The 14,118-nt window shown below is 71.2% G+C and carries 14 protein-coding genes and 1 pseudogene; all 15 read right to left on the reverse strand.

The features are described from left to right. Window positions 1-154: 154 nt before the first annotated feature. A complete protein-coding gene (locus tag GQS09_RS12645; protein ID WP_165986137.1) occupies window positions 155-601 on the reverse strand; it encodes a DUF2550 domain-containing protein in 447 nt (148 codons plus the stop codon). A 179-nt stretch (window positions 602-780) separates the two neighbouring features. Continuing rightward, the gene (locus GQS09_RS12650) at window positions 781-1,164 is read right to left on the reverse strand and encodes a F0F1 ATP synthase subunit epsilon (RefSeq protein WP_165986138.1); all 384 of its coding nucleotides are present in this window, start codon (window positions 1,162-1,164) and stop codon (window positions 781-783) included. 75 nt (window positions 1,165-1,239) lie between these two features. After that, a complete protein-coding gene (gene atpD / locus GQS09_RS12655; protein WP_165986139.1) occupies window positions 1,240-2,682 on the reverse strand; it encodes a F0F1 ATP synthase subunit beta in 1,443 nt (480 codons plus the stop codon). A 3-nt stretch (window positions 2,683-2,685) separates the two neighbouring features. Continuing rightward, the gene (locus GQS09_RS12660; RefSeq protein WP_165986140.1) at window positions 2,686-3,615 is read right to left on the reverse strand and encodes a F0F1 ATP synthase subunit gamma; all 930 of its coding nucleotides are present in this window, start codon (window positions 3,613-3,615) and stop codon (window positions 2,686-2,688) included. A 4-nt stretch (window positions 3,616-3,619) separates the two neighbouring features. Further along, window positions 3,620-5,191 carry a F0F1 ATP synthase subunit alpha gene (gene atpA / locus GQS09_RS12665; RefSeq protein ID WP_165986141.1) on the reverse strand — a complete coding sequence of 524 codons (1,572 nt, stop codon included), beginning with the start codon at window positions 5,189-5,191 and terminating at the stop codon, window positions 3,620-3,622. A 103-nt stretch (window positions 5,192-5,294) separates the two neighbouring features. After that, complete coding sequence (locus tag GQS09_RS12670; RefSeq protein WP_165986142.1) at window positions 5,295-6,134, reverse strand: F0F1 ATP synthase subunit delta; 840 nt, start codon at window positions 6,132-6,134, stop codon at window positions 5,295-5,297. Continuing rightward, complete coding sequence (locus GQS09_RS12675) at window positions 6,131-6,676, reverse strand: F0F1 ATP synthase subunit B (RefSeq protein ID WP_207957757.1); 546 nt, start codon at window positions 6,674-6,676, stop codon at window positions 6,131-6,133. Before GQS09_RS12675 ends, GQS09_RS12670 begins: the two co-directional genes overlap by 4 nt. Window positions 6,677-6,728: 52 nt before the next feature. After that, window positions 6,729-6,962, reverse strand: coding sequence for an ATP synthase F0 subunit C (atpE, locus tag GQS09_RS12680; RefSeq protein ID WP_165986144.1), 234 nt, complete (start codon window positions 6,960-6,962; stop codon window positions 6,729-6,731). Window positions 6,963-7,099: 137 nt separating this feature from the next. Further along, window positions 7,100-7,906 carry a F0F1 ATP synthase subunit A gene (gene atpB / locus GQS09_RS12685; protein ID WP_165986145.1) on the reverse strand — a complete coding sequence of 269 codons (807 nt, stop codon included), beginning with the start codon at window positions 7,904-7,906 and terminating at the stop codon, window positions 7,100-7,102. A 268-nt stretch (window positions 7,907-8,174) separates the two neighbouring features. Next, window positions 8,175-8,630 carry a hypothetical protein gene (locus tag GQS09_RS12690; RefSeq protein ID WP_165986146.1) on the reverse strand — a complete coding sequence of 152 codons (456 nt, stop codon included), beginning with the start codon at window positions 8,628-8,630 and terminating at the stop codon, window positions 8,175-8,177. A 312-nt stretch (window positions 8,631-8,942) separates the two neighbouring features. After that, complete coding sequence (locus GQS09_RS12695; RefSeq protein WP_165986147.1) at window positions 8,943-10,292, reverse strand: MraY family glycosyltransferase; 1,350 nt, start codon at window positions 10,290-10,292, stop codon at window positions 8,943-8,945. A gap of 137 nt (window positions 10,293-10,429) precedes the next feature. Then, window positions 10,430-11,071, reverse strand: a complete 642-nt coding sequence (locus GQS09_RS12700; protein ID WP_313896113.1) for a protein-tyrosine-phosphatase — start codon at window positions 11,069-11,071, stop codon at window positions 10,430-10,432. A 59-nt stretch (window positions 11,072-11,130) separates the two neighbouring features. Beyond that, the gene (locus GQS09_RS12705) at window positions 11,131-11,778 is read right to left on the reverse strand and encodes an L-threonylcarbamoyladenylate synthase (RefSeq protein ID WP_165986148.1); all 648 of its coding nucleotides are present in this window, start codon (window positions 11,776-11,778) and stop codon (window positions 11,131-11,133) included. Between the two features lie 160 nt (window positions 11,779-11,938). Next, a complete protein-coding gene (prmC, locus tag GQS09_RS12710; protein ID WP_165986149.1) occupies window positions 11,939-12,820 on the reverse strand; it encodes a peptide chain release factor N(5)-glutamine methyltransferase in 882 nt (293 codons plus the stop codon). A 47-nt stretch (window positions 12,821-12,867) separates the two neighbouring features. Next, window positions 12,868-13,976 (reverse strand): annotated as a pseudogene (gene prfA, locus GQS09_RS12715) (peptide chain release factor 1). Between the last annotated feature and the right edge of the window lie 142 nt (window positions 13,977-14,118).

Below are 14,118 nucleotides of genomic sequence, written 5' to 3' on the forward strand. Positions count from 1 at the left end.
ACCCGCCCGCCGTCTCCCCGGCTGCTCCATGCCTCGGCCCCGGCAGCCCCCGGAGGGCGGCCCCGGGCGGCCCCGGGCGGCCCCGGGCGGCCCCGGAAACGCCCCTTGCGGCCCCCGGGCGGCCCCGGAAAGCCCGGGGCCGCCCGGCGCGGCCTCAGGCCACGTTGACGCGGTGGCCGGGCGGAGCGGCTTCGAGCCAGGCGAGGAAGCCGGTCAGGGCGTCCTCGCTCATGGCGAGCTCCAGATCGCGGGTGTCGTGACGGCAGGTGAGGACCATGGCGCCGGGCAGCAGCGCGAGCTCCTCGTCACCGTGCGGACGGCGGCGCTCGCGGACCTGGATCAGATCGCGCTCCAGCACCATCCGGGGACGGAAGGCGTAGGAGAAGACCCGGAACCACTCGATGTGGTCGCCGTTGTAGCGGGCCACGCCGTAGACCCAGCCCTTGCCGGTGGACTCGCCCGCCACCGGGGGCTTCCACCGCGCCGAGCAGTCGAAGGTGCCGCCCGCCCGCTGGATCACGCGCCGCCGCACGCCGAAGGCGAGCAGCCCCAGAAGTATCAGCGCGAGAACCGCGCCGCACACCGCCAGAGCGAGGACCATCCCGCCGACCTCCTCGCCTCCGTAACCGTCAGAACCGTCAGATGTGTCCACCCGATGCCGTCCCCTCGATGATGGGGGACGGATGACCACGAGCGCCGCTCCGCGTGATGTTGCGCGCATCACGCGTCACGGCGCTCCCCGGTCCGGCTGTCTCCGGGTGGTCCCTCGGGTGGTCGTCGTCAGCGGGCGACGGCCGCCGCCTCCAGGCGCACGGCCGCGCGCCGCTCGGCGGAGGCATCGGTCTCGGACTTGGCCTCCTCCAGAGCCCGCTCCGCCCGCCTGACATCGATCTCGTCGGCCAGCTCGGCGGTCTCCGCCAGCAGCGACAGCTTACCGTCCGTGTAGGACAGGAAACCGCCGTGCACCGCGGCGACCACCGTGCCCTCACCGGTCTCACCCGTCGTCCGGATGGTCACCGGCCCGGTCTCCAGCACACCCAGATACGGCTGGTGGCCCGGCATGATCCCGATGTCGCCGGCCGTGGTGCGCGCGACGACCAGGCCGGCCTTGCCCGACCACACCTTGCGGTCCGCGGCGACCAGCTCGACGTGCAGCTCAGCCACGATCTTTCCTCTCGGCTAGGGATGGCGGGCGCGGGGCGCGGTGAGGTGCCCCGCGCCCGCCGGGGTCGGGTGGCGTCAGGAGACGCCGAGCTGCTTGGCCTTGGCCTTCAGGTCGTCCAGGCCGCCGCACATGAAGAACGCCTGCTCGGGGAAGTGGTCGAACTCGCCGTCCGCGATCGCGTTGAACGCGGCGATGGACTCGTCCAGCGGCACGTCGGAGCCCTCCAGACCGGTGAACTGCTTCGCCGCGTGGGTGTTCTGCGACAGGAAGCGCTCGATCCGGCGGGCCCGGCTCACCGTGAGCTTGTCCTCTTCCGAGAGCTCGTCGATACCGAGAATGGCGATGATGTCCTGCAGGTCCTTGTACTTCTGCAGGATGCCCTTCACCCGGGTGGCGCACTTGTAGTGGTCGTCCGAGATGAACCGCGGGTCCAGGATCCGGGAGGTGGAGTCCAGCGGGTCCACCGCCGGGTAGATGCCCTTCTCCGAGATCGGACGCGAGAGCACCGTGGTGGCGTCCAGGTGGGCGAAGGTGGTGGCCGGCGCCGGGTCGGTCAGGTCGTCCGCGGGCACGTAGATCGCCTGCATGGAAGTGATGGAGTGACCGCGGGTCGAGGTGATCCGCTCCTGGAGCTGGCCCATCTCGTCCGCCAGGTTCGGCTGGTAGCCCACCGCGGAGGGCATGCGGCCCAGCAGGGTGGACACCTCGGAACCGGCCTGGGTGAAGCGGAAGATGTTGTCGATGAAGAACAGCACGTCCTGCTTCTGCACATCGCGGAAGTACTCCGCCATGGTCAGGCCGGCCAGCGCGATCCGCAGCCGGGTCCCCGGCGGCTCGTCCATCTGGCCGAACACCAGGGCGGTCTGCGGAAGCACGCCCGAGTCCGCCATCTCGTGGATCAGGTCGTTGCCCTCACGGGTGCGCTCGCCCACACCGGCGAACACCGACACACCCTCGTGCAGCCGGGCGACACGGATGATCATCTCCTGGATGAGCACCGTCTTGCCCACACCGGCGCCGCCGAACAGACCGATCTTGCCGCCCTTGACGTACGGGGTCAGCAGGTCCACGACCTTCAGGCCGGTCTCGAACATCTCGGTCTTGGACTCGAGCTTGTCGAACTCGGGGGCCTTGCGGTGGATCTCCCAGCGCTCGGTGATCTCGCTCTCGGCCTCGGGCTCGTTGAGCACCTGGCCGAGCACGTTGAACACCCGGCCCTTGGTGACGTCGCCCACCGGCACGGAGATGCCCTTGCGGGAGTCGGTCACCGGGGCCTGGCGGACCAGGCCGTCGGTGGGCTCCATGGCGATGGCGCGCACCAGGCCCTCACCGAGGTGCTGGGCCACCTCAAGGGTCAGCGTCTTGGTCTTGCCCTCCGCGGCCGGGTCCGGGACCTCGACCGTCAGGGCGTTGTAGATGTCGGGCATCGCGTCGACGGGGAACTCCACGTCGACGACCGGACCGATGACCCGGGCGACGCGGCCCGTCGCCGTGGCCGTCTCAGTAGCAGTAGTCATGGGTTACCTGTCACTCCCCGCGGTCGCGTCGGCCAGGGCGTTGGCGCCACCGACAATCTCGCTGATTTCCTGGGTGATATCGGCCTGGCGGGCCTGGTTGGCAAGCCGCGTCAGCGACCTGATGAGCTCCTCGGCGTTGTCGGTCGCCGACTTCATCGCCCGGCGGGTGGCGGCGTGCTTGGAGGCCGCCGACTGCAGCAGGGCGTTGTAGATCCGGCTCTCGACGTAGCGCGGCAGCAGCGCGTCCAGCACCTGCTCCGGGCCCGGCTCGAACTCGTAGAGCGGCAGCGGCTCCACACCCTTGACGAAGGTCTCGGCCGATTCCTCGGCCGACTTCGAGAAGGTCAGCGGCAGCAGCCGGCGCTCCACCGCGCGCTGGGTCAGCATGGAGACGAACTCGGTGTAGACGATGTGGATCTCGTCCACCCCGCCGTCTTCCGTCGACTTCTCCACGGCGGCGATCAGCGGCTCGGCCACGGTCTTGGCGTCGGCGTACTCCGGGCTGTCCGAGAAGCCGGTCCAGGACTGGACGATCGACCGCTCCCGGAAGTTGTAGTAGCCCACGCCCTTGCGGCCCACCACGTAGTGGTCGACCGTGAGGCCGCGTGCCACCAGGGAGGAGGTCAGGTGATCCGCCGCCTTGATGGCATTGCTGTTGTAACCGCCGGCCAGACCCCGGTCGCTGGTGATCAGCAGCACCGCGGCGCGGCGCGGCCGCTCCACCTCGGTGGTCAGCGGGTGCCTGATCCGGGAGGATGCGGCCACCGCGGTGACCGCGCTGGTCAGCTCGTCGGCGTACGGCGTGGAGGCGTTCACCTTGCGCTGCGCCTTGAGGATGCGCGACGCGGCGATCATCTCCATCGCCCGGGTGATCTTCTTGGTCGCAGTGACGGATTTGATCCGCCGCTTGTAGACCCTGAGCTGGGCTCCCATACGCTCAGTCCTCGCCCAGCAGCTTGCCGTCCGCGGTCTGGAACTGCTGCTTGAACTCGGTGACCGCTTCCCGGATGGCCTGCACCGTCTCCTCCGGCATCTTGCCGCCCTCGCGGATGGAGCGCATCAGGTCGCTCTTGGTGCTGTGCATGTGCTCCAGCAGCTCCTTCTCGAAGCGCCGGATCTCCTCCACCGGGACGTCGTCCATCAGGCCGTTGGTGCCGGACCAGATCGAGACCACCTGGTCCTCGGTCGGGTACGGGTTGTACTGGTCCTGCTTCAGCAGCTCCACCATCCGCTTGCCGCGCTCCAGCGCCGCCTTGGAGGCCGCGTCCAGGTCGGAACCGAAGGCGGCGAAGGCCTCCAGCTCGCGGTACTGGGCCAGGTCCACCCGGAGCGAACCGGTGATCTGGCGGACCGCCTTGTGCTGGGCCGAGCCGCCCACCCGGGACACCGAGATGCCCACGTTCAGCGCCGGGCGGACACCGGCGTTGAACAGGTCGGACTCCAGGAAGCACTGGCCGTCGGTGATGGAGATGACGTTGGTCGGGATGTACGCCGAGACGTCGTTGGCCTTGGTCTCCACGATGGGCAGGCCGGTCATCGAGCCGGCACCCATCTCGTCGGAGAGCTTGGCGCAGCGCTCCAGCAGCCGGGAGTGCAGGTAGAAGACGTCACCCGGGTAGGCCTCGCGGCCCGGCGGGCGGCGCAGCAGCAGGGACACCGCGCGGTAGGCCTCGGCCTGCTTGGACAGGTCGTCGAAGATGATCAGGACATGCTTGCCCTGGTACATCCAGTGCTGGCCGATGGCCGAGCCGGTGTAGGGGGCCAGGTACTTGAAGCCGGCCGGGTCGGACGCCGGGGCGGCCACGATGGTGGTGTACTCCAGCGCGCCGGCCTCCTCCAGGGCGGCCCGCACCGAGGCGATGGTCGAGCCCTTCTGGCCGATCGCCACGTAGATGCAGCGGACCTGCTTGCTCGGGTCCTGGGTCTTCCAGTTGGCCCGCTGGTTGATGATGGTGTCCACCGCGAGGGCGGTCTTGCCGGTCTGCCGGTCGCCGATGATCAGCTGGCGCTGGCCGCGGCCGATCGGGGTCATGGTGTCCACGGCCTTGTAGCCGGTCTCCATGGGCTCGTGCACCGACTTGCGCTGCATGACCGTGGGGGCCTGGAGCTCCAGCGCCCGGCGCCCCTCGGTGGCGATCTCGCCCAGGCCGTCGATCGGGTTGCCCAGCGGGTCGACGACCCGGCCGAGGTAGCCGTCGCCCACCGACACGGAGAGCACCTCGCCGGTGCGGCGCACCGGCTGGCCCTCCTCGATGCCGGCGAACTCGCCGAGGACGATGGCACCGATCTCGCGCTCCTCCAGGTTCAGGGCGAGACCCAGCGTCCCGTCCTCGAACCGGAGCAGTTCGTTCGCCATGGCCGAGGGCAGCCCCTCGACCTTCGCGATGCCGTCACCGGCAACGCTCACCTTGCCGACCTCTTCGCGCGAGGCCGTGTCCGGCGTGTACGACTGGACGAAATCCTCCAGCGCCTCCCGGATCTCATCCGGCCGGATCGTAAGCTCCGCCATCTGGATTCCCTGCTCTCCTTGTTGGGACCGTAAGGTTTGCGTACGGCCCAACACGGGCCGCTGAATATGTTGGTGTGGTGGCGCGCGGCGCTGCCCGGGGGCGTCAGCCCGCCAGCCGCCGGTTCAGTTCCTCCAGCCGGCCGGCGACGGTGCCCCGGATGACCTCGTCACCGATCCGCACCGAGATCCCGCCGAGGACCTCCGGGTCCACATCGAGATTCAGCCGGATCTGCCGGCCGTACAGCCTGGCCAGGGCGTCGCCCAGGCGCTGCCGCTGCTGGTCGGTGAGCGGGACTGCGGTCACCACGACGGCGATCGAGCGGTCGCGCCGCTCCGCGGCCAGCCTGGTGAGATCCTCCAGGCCACTCTCCAGGCTACGTCCTCGCGGACGTTCCACGAGGCGGACCACCAGGCGCTCGGTGATCGCCTGTGCCCTGCCGCCCAGCAGCTTCCGCACCAGGGCGGCCTTGGCCTGCCCGCCGGCCTCCGCGCTCTGCCGTCCGGCCAGCGCGGAGCGCAGCTCCGGGGTGGCGGCGACGATCCGGCCGAACCGGAAGAGTTCGTCCTCCACCTGGTCCAGGACCCCGGACCGCTCGGCGGCGACCAGGTCGGCGGAGTCCGCCAGCTCCTCCACCGCGTCCACCAGGTCGCGGGAGGAGGACCAGCGGGAGCGGACCATGCCGGAGACCAGGTCGACGGTCTCGCCGCCGACCTGTCCGCCCAGCAGCCGGCCCACCAGCTCGGCCTTGCGCTCGCCGGTCTGCGAGGGGTCGGTGAGCACCCGGCGCAGCGCCACCTCGCGGTCCAGCAGCCCGGTGACCGCGGCCAGGTCGCCGGCCAGGGCCGCCGGGTCCACGGAGGTGGAGTCGGCCAGCACGTTCAGCCGCTCCCGGGCGGCGGCCCGCGCCTCCCGGCTCGTCGTGCCTCCCGTCGCGCCGCTCATCGGGCCGCCTCGGCGGCCTCGGCACGGCCTTCGAGCTCGTCGAGGAAGCGGTCGATCACGCGGCTCTGCCGGGCGTGGTCCTCCAGGGACTCCCCGACCAGCCGGCCGGCCAGCTCGGTGGCGAGCCGTCCGATGTCCTGGCGCAGGGTCTCGGCGGTCTGCCGGCGCTCGGCCTCGATCTGGGCGTGACCGGCGGCGATGATCTCCTCACGCTGCCGGCGGCCCTCCTCGCGCATCTCCGCGATCAGGGCGGCGCCCTGCTCCCGGGCGTCCTCGCGCAGGCGCGCGGCCTCGTGCCGGGCCTCGGACAGCCGCTCGCGGTACTCCTCAAGGGTCTGCCGGGCCTCCGCCTGCGCGGCCTCGGCCTTCTCCATGCCGCCCTCGATGGCGGCCCGCCGCTCGTCCAGCGCCTTGTTGATCGCCGGGAGCAGCTTCTTGTGGAAGATGAGGTAGATGACGCCGAGGCAGAACAGACCGATGACGATCTCGGGCCACGCCGGCAGCAGAGGGTTCTGCGGCTCTTCCGCAGCGAGCTGAATCAGCATGGTGGGCCTTTCGTCTCAGGCAGCTTCATGCGGTCTTCGGTCGGTTCCGTCAGTAGATGAACGGAGCGACGAAACCGATCAGGGCCAGGGCCTCGACGAGCGCGAAGCCCAGGAACATGTTCTGGCGGATGAGACCGGTCGCCTCGGGCTGGCGGGCCATGGCCTGCACACCGTTGCCGAAGATGTAGCCGATGCCGATGCCGGGGCCGATGGCCGCGAGGCCGAAACCGATGGCGCCGACGTTGCCTTCGACCTGGGCAAGGGTCTCGAGGGCAGCAGACATGTCGATGATTCCTTTTCTCGGTGAGCCGGTGGCGGTGAGGTCAGACCACCGGACGTTCTCGGGTGGGAGGGCTTCCTGTGGTTGCCCGCGGCGTGCGGTGGCCGCGGCCGCGGTTCCGGTGCTTCAGGCGGCGGCGCTCAGTGCGCCTCCTCCAGCGCCCCGGAGATGTAGGTCGCGGTCAGCACGACGAAGACGTAGGCCTGCAGCGCCTGGATGAACAGCTCGAAGGCGGTCAGCACCAGCGTCAGGGCCAGCGAGGAGATCGAGTAGAAGGTGCCGACCACGGTGCCGAGGGTGTACCAGGCGCCGATAGTGAAGACCAGCAGCAGGGTGTGGCCCGCGAACATGTTGCCGAACAGCCGGACCGCCAGGGTGAACGGGCGGACGAAGACGTTGGACAGCAGCTCCAGCGGGGTGACCAGCACGTAGATCGGCTTGGGCAGGCCGCCGGGGACGCACAGGTTGCGGACTCCGCCGACAAAGCCGTTGGTCCGGAAGGTCAGGTACATGTACGTGACCCAGACGACCAGGGCGAGTGCCACCGGGAAGGAGATGATCGAGGTCACCGGGAACTGGGCGAAGGGAATGATCGCCCAGACGTTGAAGATCCAGACCAGGAAGAACAGGGAGACCAGGAAGGGAACGTAGGGTTCGGCCTTCTTGCCCATGACCTCGCGGGCGATGCCCCGGCGCACGAACTCGTAGAGCGCCTCGGCGACCATCTGGAGCTTGCCCGGGACCACCTTGGGCCGGGAGAACGCGGCCCAGAAGAAGGAGATCACGATGACCGTGCCGAGCAGCGCCAGCAGCAGGGGCTTGGTGAACTCGAAGCCCCCGATGGTGAAGATCGGCTCGAACTCGAACGACCACAGGGAGGGCGCGGGGTAGCCGCAGTCCTGGAACAGATGACAGTCGGTCTCGAAGGCGAGCACCTGGTCGCTCATACCGTGAGCTCCTTCGGGGCGTGTCGCATGGATACGGCTACCTCGGGTGTCGGTGTGGCGGCACGCCACGCAACGGCACAGGACGAAAGGGGGCGGAGAAGAAGCCGGCCGGCAGACCGGTGACGCGGCTCCGGGGACCCGGCGGGGAGAACTCGGCCGTCTCGTCCGTCCCGTACGGCCCGGGTCCCGTCGCCCGCCAGGTTTCCGGCACGGACGATAGCAGTCCGCCGCGACAGCCCCCGCGCCGCCCCCTGCGGATACCGCCCGGTCACGGCCGCTCCCCGGCCTGCCCGGCGGGGGCGGGCCCGGCGGCGGGCGTCACGGGTGCGGTCTCCGGTACGACATAGGCGGTCTTGGCCTTGAGATTGGCCCGGATCTGGCCCCCCAGCCAGGCGGCCAGGCCGACCAGCACCCCGGTGCCGAACGCCTTGCCGTCCAGGAAGGAGGCGTCCCGCAGCAGCAGGACCATCACCATGAGCACGCCGACCTGGCTGACGTAGACGAACAGCGCCGCGCTGAGGAAGACCTCGGGCCGGCGCGCGGCGATCCGGGCCAGGGCGGCCTGGCCGGAGGCGAAGAAGGCACCGGCCACCAGGACACCGAGCGCGATCCCGAGCGCCGCTCGGCCGCCGCCCGCCAGCGCGCCGACAGCAACGGCGAGGACACCGGCGACAGCAGTGACGAGCGCGGCGCCACGGAGAATCCGGGCGTCGTTGGACTGCATGAGAAGCCTCTCGGCGCGGGGGACTACTGGTCGTCGTTGACGAGCGCATCCCGAGGGGCGCTGCCGAGAACAGCACCTGCATGACCGGGACTCGTGAACGGTATCACAAACTTTTTGGTCTGGTCTTTACCCTCATCGTGTGCAGGAACTCACACTTGCGAGGTAATCCTTACCGTGCCGTGCCGACAAACCCGGGCATTTCTGCTACAAGCACCAAGCGAACGCAATGTGCGTGCCAAGAACACGCAAAGGGCTTCCCGCAACCTCCTCACAGCCGGCCGTCACCGACGTCCACGGGCCTCTGCACGGCGGCTACAGGCGGCCGCTGCGAATGCGGCGGCGGGCCGAGAAGCGGTGCCGCTCCCCCACCGCCGTCGCACCGTTCAGCCGCCGCAGCGGCACCCGGGACCGCTCCGCCTCCGCCCCGCCGGCACCGGTGCCGTTCACCGCGCTCACCTCGGCCGCCCCGGCCCGCCCGGCCCCCGCCATGGCCGGGCGCCGCCGGTAGCGGGGCGGCACGAAGCGCTGCGCCCACAGCGGCACCCGCGGGTTGAAGCGCGGCAGCAGCAGCACGACCAGGCCCACCGCGCTCAGCGTCAGGATCGACGGGATCAGCACCAGGCTGTCCGAACGGATGGAGAATCCCACCATCCCGAAGGCGATCAGCGCCGACCAGAAGTACATGATCAGCACCGCCCGGCTGTGCGAGTGCCCGATCTCCAGCAGCCGGTGGTGCAGGTGGCCGCGGTCGGCGGCGAACGGCGACTGGCCGTTCCAGGTGCGTCTGACGATCGCCAGCACCAGGTCCACCACCGGGACCGCGATGATGGTCAGCGGCAGGATCAGCGGGATGTAGACCGGCACCATGGCATAGACCGCGCCCCGCACCGAGCCGGTGAACAGCTTCATCACGTCCGGGTCCACCTGGCCGGTCACCGAGACCGCGCCGGCCGCCAGCACCAGGCCCAGCAGCATCGAGCCGGAGTCCCCCATGAAGATCCGCGCCGGATGCATGTTGTGCGGCAGGAAACCCAGGCACATGCCGATCAGGATGGCGGCGAACAGGGTGGCCGGGGCGGCGGCACCGATGCCGTGCCCGTACCAGAGCCGGTAGGCGTAGAGGAAGAACGCGCCGGCGGCGATGCAGACCATGCCCGCGGCCAGCCCGTCCAGGCCGTCCACGAAGTTGACCGCGTTGATGGTGATCACCACCAGCGCCACGGTGAGCAGGGTGCCCTGGGTCTGGGTGAGGGCCACCGTGCCCACACCGGGGATGGGCAGCCACAGGATGGTCAGGCCCTGGAAGACCATCACGCCGGCGGCGATCATCTGGCAGCCCAGCTTGACCAGGGCGTCCACGCCCCATTTGTCGTCCAGCACGCCCAGCAGCCAGATCAGCACCGCGGCGGAGAGCAGCGCCCGCGGCTCGTCCGAGGTCCGGAACACCTCGCCGATGTTGGTGAGCTGCGAGGCCACCAGCAGCCCGGCGCACAGCCCGCCGAACATGGCGATCCCGCCCAGCCGCGGAGTGGGCTCCCGGTGCACGTCCCGCGCGCGGATCGGCGGCATGGCGCCCGCCGCGATGGCGAACTTCCGCACCGGGCCGGTGAGCAGATAGGTCACGGCCGCGGCCACGCAGAGCGTCAGCAGGTACTCACGCACGGGCTCCCCCGGTGGTCTCGGATATGTCGGGAGCGCGGCCCGGCCACGGGCGGCGTCGGTCACACCTCTTGGTCACCCGTAGGACGACCCGGCCGCCCGGCCGGTTGCGGTGCGGGCCGCCGCTCCCGCCACACACCCTAGTGGCCCGGCACACCCGTCAGCGCCGTCACCACCGGATCGAGCGCCGCGTGGATCTCCCTGCCGATGGAGCGGAAGTACGGGAACGGGGCGCCGTACGGGTCCGGGACCTCGTCGGCGTCGGCGGTCGGGGCCACCAGCCAGCCGCGCAGCGCTGCGGCGGCCCGCGCCAGCGCGCGGGCCCGGGCCACCACCCCGCCGGGTGCCTCGGCCGGCGGCAGGGTGGTGACGTCGATGGCCCGCACCAGGCGGGTGAACTCCTTGAGGGTGAAGGTGCGCAGCCCCGCGGAGTGCCCCATGGAGATGACATGGGCCCGGTGGTCGCGGGTGGCGGTGAGCACCAGATCGGCCCGGATGACGTGCTCGTCCAGCAGCTCCCGGCCGGTGAAGCCGCCGGGGTCGGCACCGTACTCGGCCAGCACCCGGGCGGCGTGCTCCTCCATGGGCGCCCCCTCGTGGCCCCAGGTGCCGGCGCTCTCCACGACCAGGCCGGCGGGGCCGCCCAGGCGCTCCGCCAGCGCCCGCACGGTCAGCCGCTCCGTGATCGGGGAGCGGCACACGTTGCCGGTGCTGACATGGAGGATGCGGAACACCGCGCCGGGCGGGGCGGGGGGAGCGGGCGGGCCGGCCGCGCCGGTTATGCCGTCCTCCAGGGGGTCTCCGGGCCGCGGACCGCGCTCCCCCGGTGCGGTCCCCGGCGTCAAAGGGAGGTCTCCAGGCCGGGTACGACCTTGCGCAGCTCCTCGGCGCTGATCGCACCGGCGCGCAGCAGCACCGGAGCCGGACCTGTGACGTCCACGATGGAGGACGGGATGTTGTCGGCGGTGGGGCCGCCGTCGAGATAGACCGAGACCGCGTCGCCCAGCATGTCCTGCGCGCTGTCGCAGTCCTGCGGCGCGGGCCGGCCGGTGAGGTTGGCGCTGGAGACGGCCATCGGGCCGACGTCCTTGAGCAGCTCCAGGGCCACCGGGTGCAGCGGCATGCGGACCGCCACGGTGCCGCGGGTCTCGCCCAGGTCCCAGGTCAGCGAGGGCTGGTGGCGGGCGACGATGGTCAGTGCCCCGGGCCAGAAGGCGTCGACGAGGTTCCAGGCGGTCTCGGTCAGGCCGGTGACCAGCCCGTGCAGGGTGTTCGGGGAGCCGATCAGCACCGGGGAGGGCATGGTGCGGCCGCGGCCCTTGGCCTGGAGCAGATCACCGACGGCGGTGCGGTTGAAGGCGTCCGCGCCGATGCCGTAGACGGTGTCGGTGGGCAGGACGACCAGGTCTCCGCGCCGGACGGCGGAGGCGGCCTCCCGCAGACCGTGGGTGCGGTCTGCCACATCGGTGCAGTCGTAGCGCCGTGGCATCAGTGGTGCTCCTTCGGCAGTGCTGGTTCTGCGGTCGTTCGGTGCGGTGGACGGTGCATGCGGTGGACGGCGGGTTGCGGGTGCGGGGAGCGGGGAGCGGGGAGCGGGGACGTGAGCCGGTGAGCGGTGGTGCGGGGCCCGTCGCGGCGGCCGGCCCCGCTCAGGGGGTGACGCGGCGGGCCGTGGTGAACCGCGGTCTGCCGTTGAGATCCGGGTGGTCGGCGGCATCCGCCCAGCCCCGGTCCTCGGTGAAGATCCACGGCACCTGCCCGCCCTGGGTGTCCGCGTGCTCGATCACCACCACGCCGCCCGGGCGCAGCAGCCGGTGCGCGCTGACCTCCAGCCCGCGGATCAGGTCCAGGCCGTCCTCGCCGGAGAACAGCGCCAGCTGCGGATCGTGGTCGCGGGCCTCGGGCGCCACGTACTCCCACTCGGTGAGCGGGATGTAGGGCGGATTGGAGACCACCAGGTCGACCTGGCCGTCCAGTTCGTGCAGGGCGGTGCGGGCGTCGCCGTGGTGCAGCCGCACCCGGGCCCGCTCGGCGGACCGCTCGACGTTGCGGCGGGCCCAGGCCAGGGCCTTCTCGTCCAGTTCCACGGCGTGCACCCGGGCCCGCGGCACCTCCTGGGCGAGGGCCAGCGCGATGGCGCCGGAGCCGGTGCACAGGTCGACGATCAGCGGCTCGGCCACGTCCATGGCGCGGACCGCGTCTATCGCCCACCCGGCCACCGACTCGGTCTCCGGGCGCGGCACGAAGACCCCCGGGCCGACCTCCAGCTCCAGATAGCGGAAGAAGGCACGGCCGGTGATGTGCTGCAGCGGCTCGCGGGCCTCGCGGCGGGCCACGGCCTCCCAGTAGCGGGCGTCGAACTCGGCGTCGGGGACCAGATGCAGCTTGCCGCGGTCGGTGTGGTGCACGCGGGCCGCCAGCTCCTCGGCGTCGAAGCGCGGGGAGGGGACCCCCGCGTCGGCGAGCCGCTGGGTGGCCCGCGCCACCTCGGCCAGCAGCAGCGAGCGGGAGGAGCGGGATGACGGCGTCACGTGACCATCCTAGGGCGGGCGGAATCCGGGCCGGTCCGGCGGCCGGATCAGGACTGCTCGGCGAGTTTGGCCGCGGAGTCGGCGTCCACGCAGGCCTGGATCACCGCGTCCAGCTCGCCGCCCAGCACCTGGTCGAGGTTGTACGCCTTGTAGCCCACCCGGTGGTCGGAGATCCGGTTCTCGGGGAAGTTGTAGGTGCGCACCCGCTCGGAGCGGTCCACGGTGCGGATCTGGCTGCGCCGGGCGTCCGACGCCTCGCGGTCGGCCTCCTCCTGGGCGGTGGCCAGCAGCCGGGCGCGCAGGATGCGCAGCGCCTGCTCCTTGTTCTGGAGCTGGCTCTTCTCGTTCTGGCAGGAGACCACGATGCCGGTGGGCAGGTGGGTGATCCGCACCGCCGAGTCGGTGGTGTTGACCGACTGGCCGCCGGGGCCGGAGGAGCGGTAGACGTCGACGCGCAGGTCGTTCGGGCTGATCTGGANTAGACGTCGACGCGCAGGTCGTTCGGGCTGATCTGGACGTCGACCTCCTCGGCCTCGGGCAGCACCAGCACTCCGGCGGCGGAGGTGTGGATGCGGCCCTGGGACTCGGTGGCCGGGACGCGCTGCACCCGGTGCACCCCGCCCTCGTACTTCAGCCGGGCCCATACGCCCCGGCCCGGCTCGGGGGTGCCCCTGGTCTTCACCGCGACCTGGACGTCCTTGTAGCCGCCGAGGTCGGAGCCGGTGGCGTCCAGGATCTCGGTCTTCCAGCCGACGCGCTCGGCGTAGCGCAGATACATGCGCAGCAGATCCGCGGCGAACAGCGCGGACTCGTCGCCGCCCTCGCCCGCCTTGATCTCCAGGATGACGTCCTTGTCGTCGTTGGGGTCGCGGGGCAGCAGCAGGCGGCGCAGCTCCTCGGTGAGCTCCTCCTGGCGCGCTTCCAGCGTCTTGACCTCGGCGGCGAACTCCGGGTCCTCGGCCATGAGCTCCCGGGCGGTCTCGATGTCCCCGGCGTTGTCCTTCCAGGCCCGGTAGGCGGCGATCACCGGGGTCAGCTCGGCATACCGCTTGTTGAGCGTGCGGGCCCGCGACTGGTCGGCGTGGACCGCGGGATCGGCCAGCAGCCGTTCGAGGTCGGCGTGCTCGCCGATCAGTTCCTCGACCGCCTCAAACATCGATGGACTCCGTTGCAGCAGACATGAATGAAGGGAGGGAGCGGACAGCGGGGACGCCCGGCCGCTCCGGCCGCCCGGCCCCGGGCGGTCCGGTACCGGGCCCGTCCGGAGGCCCGGCGGCGGCCGGGCCCGGGGGCGCGGG

It is taken from the genome of Streptomyces sp. YIM 98790 (assembly GCF_011421595.1).
In the GTDB taxonomy this organism is placed as follows: Bacteria; Actinomycetota; Actinomycetes; order Streptomycetales; family Streptomycetaceae; genus Streptomyces.

Coding starts and splice junctions, on each gene's coding strand:
- GQS09_RS12660 (WP_165986140.1), bottom strand. CDS start 3,615: ATGGGAGCCCAGCTCAGGGTCTACAAGCGGCGGATCAAATCCGTCACT.
- atpE (WP_165986144.1), bottom strand. CDS start 6,962: ATGTCTGCTGCCCTCGAGACCCTTGCCCAGGTCGAAGGCAACGTCGGC.
- GQS09_RS12705 (WP_165986148.1), bottom strand. CDS start 11,778: ATGCCACGGCGCTACGACTGCACCGATGTGGCAGACCGCACCCACGGT.
- atpA (WP_165986141.1), bottom strand. CDS start 5,191: ATGGCGGAGCTTACGATCCGGCCGGATGAGATCCGGGAGGCGCTGGAG.
- atpB (WP_165986145.1), bottom strand. CDS start 7,906: ATGAGCGACCAGGTGCTCGCCTTCGAGACCGACTGTCATCTGTTCCAG.
- GQS09_RS12670 (WP_165986142.1), bottom strand. CDS start 6,134: ATGAGCGGCGCGACGGGAGGCACGACGAGCCGGGAGGCGCGGGCCGCC.
- GQS09_RS12690 (WP_165986146.1), bottom strand. CDS start 8,630: ATGCAGTCCAACGACGCCCGGATTCTCCGTGGCGCCGCGCTCGTCACT.
- GQS09_RS12645 (WP_165986137.1), bottom strand. CDS start 601: ATGGTCCTCGCTCTGGCGGTGTGCGGCGCGGTTCTCGCGCTGATACTT.
- atpD (WP_165986139.1), bottom strand. CDS start 2,682: ATGACTACTGCTACTGAGACGGCCACGGCGACGGGCCGCGTCGCCCGG.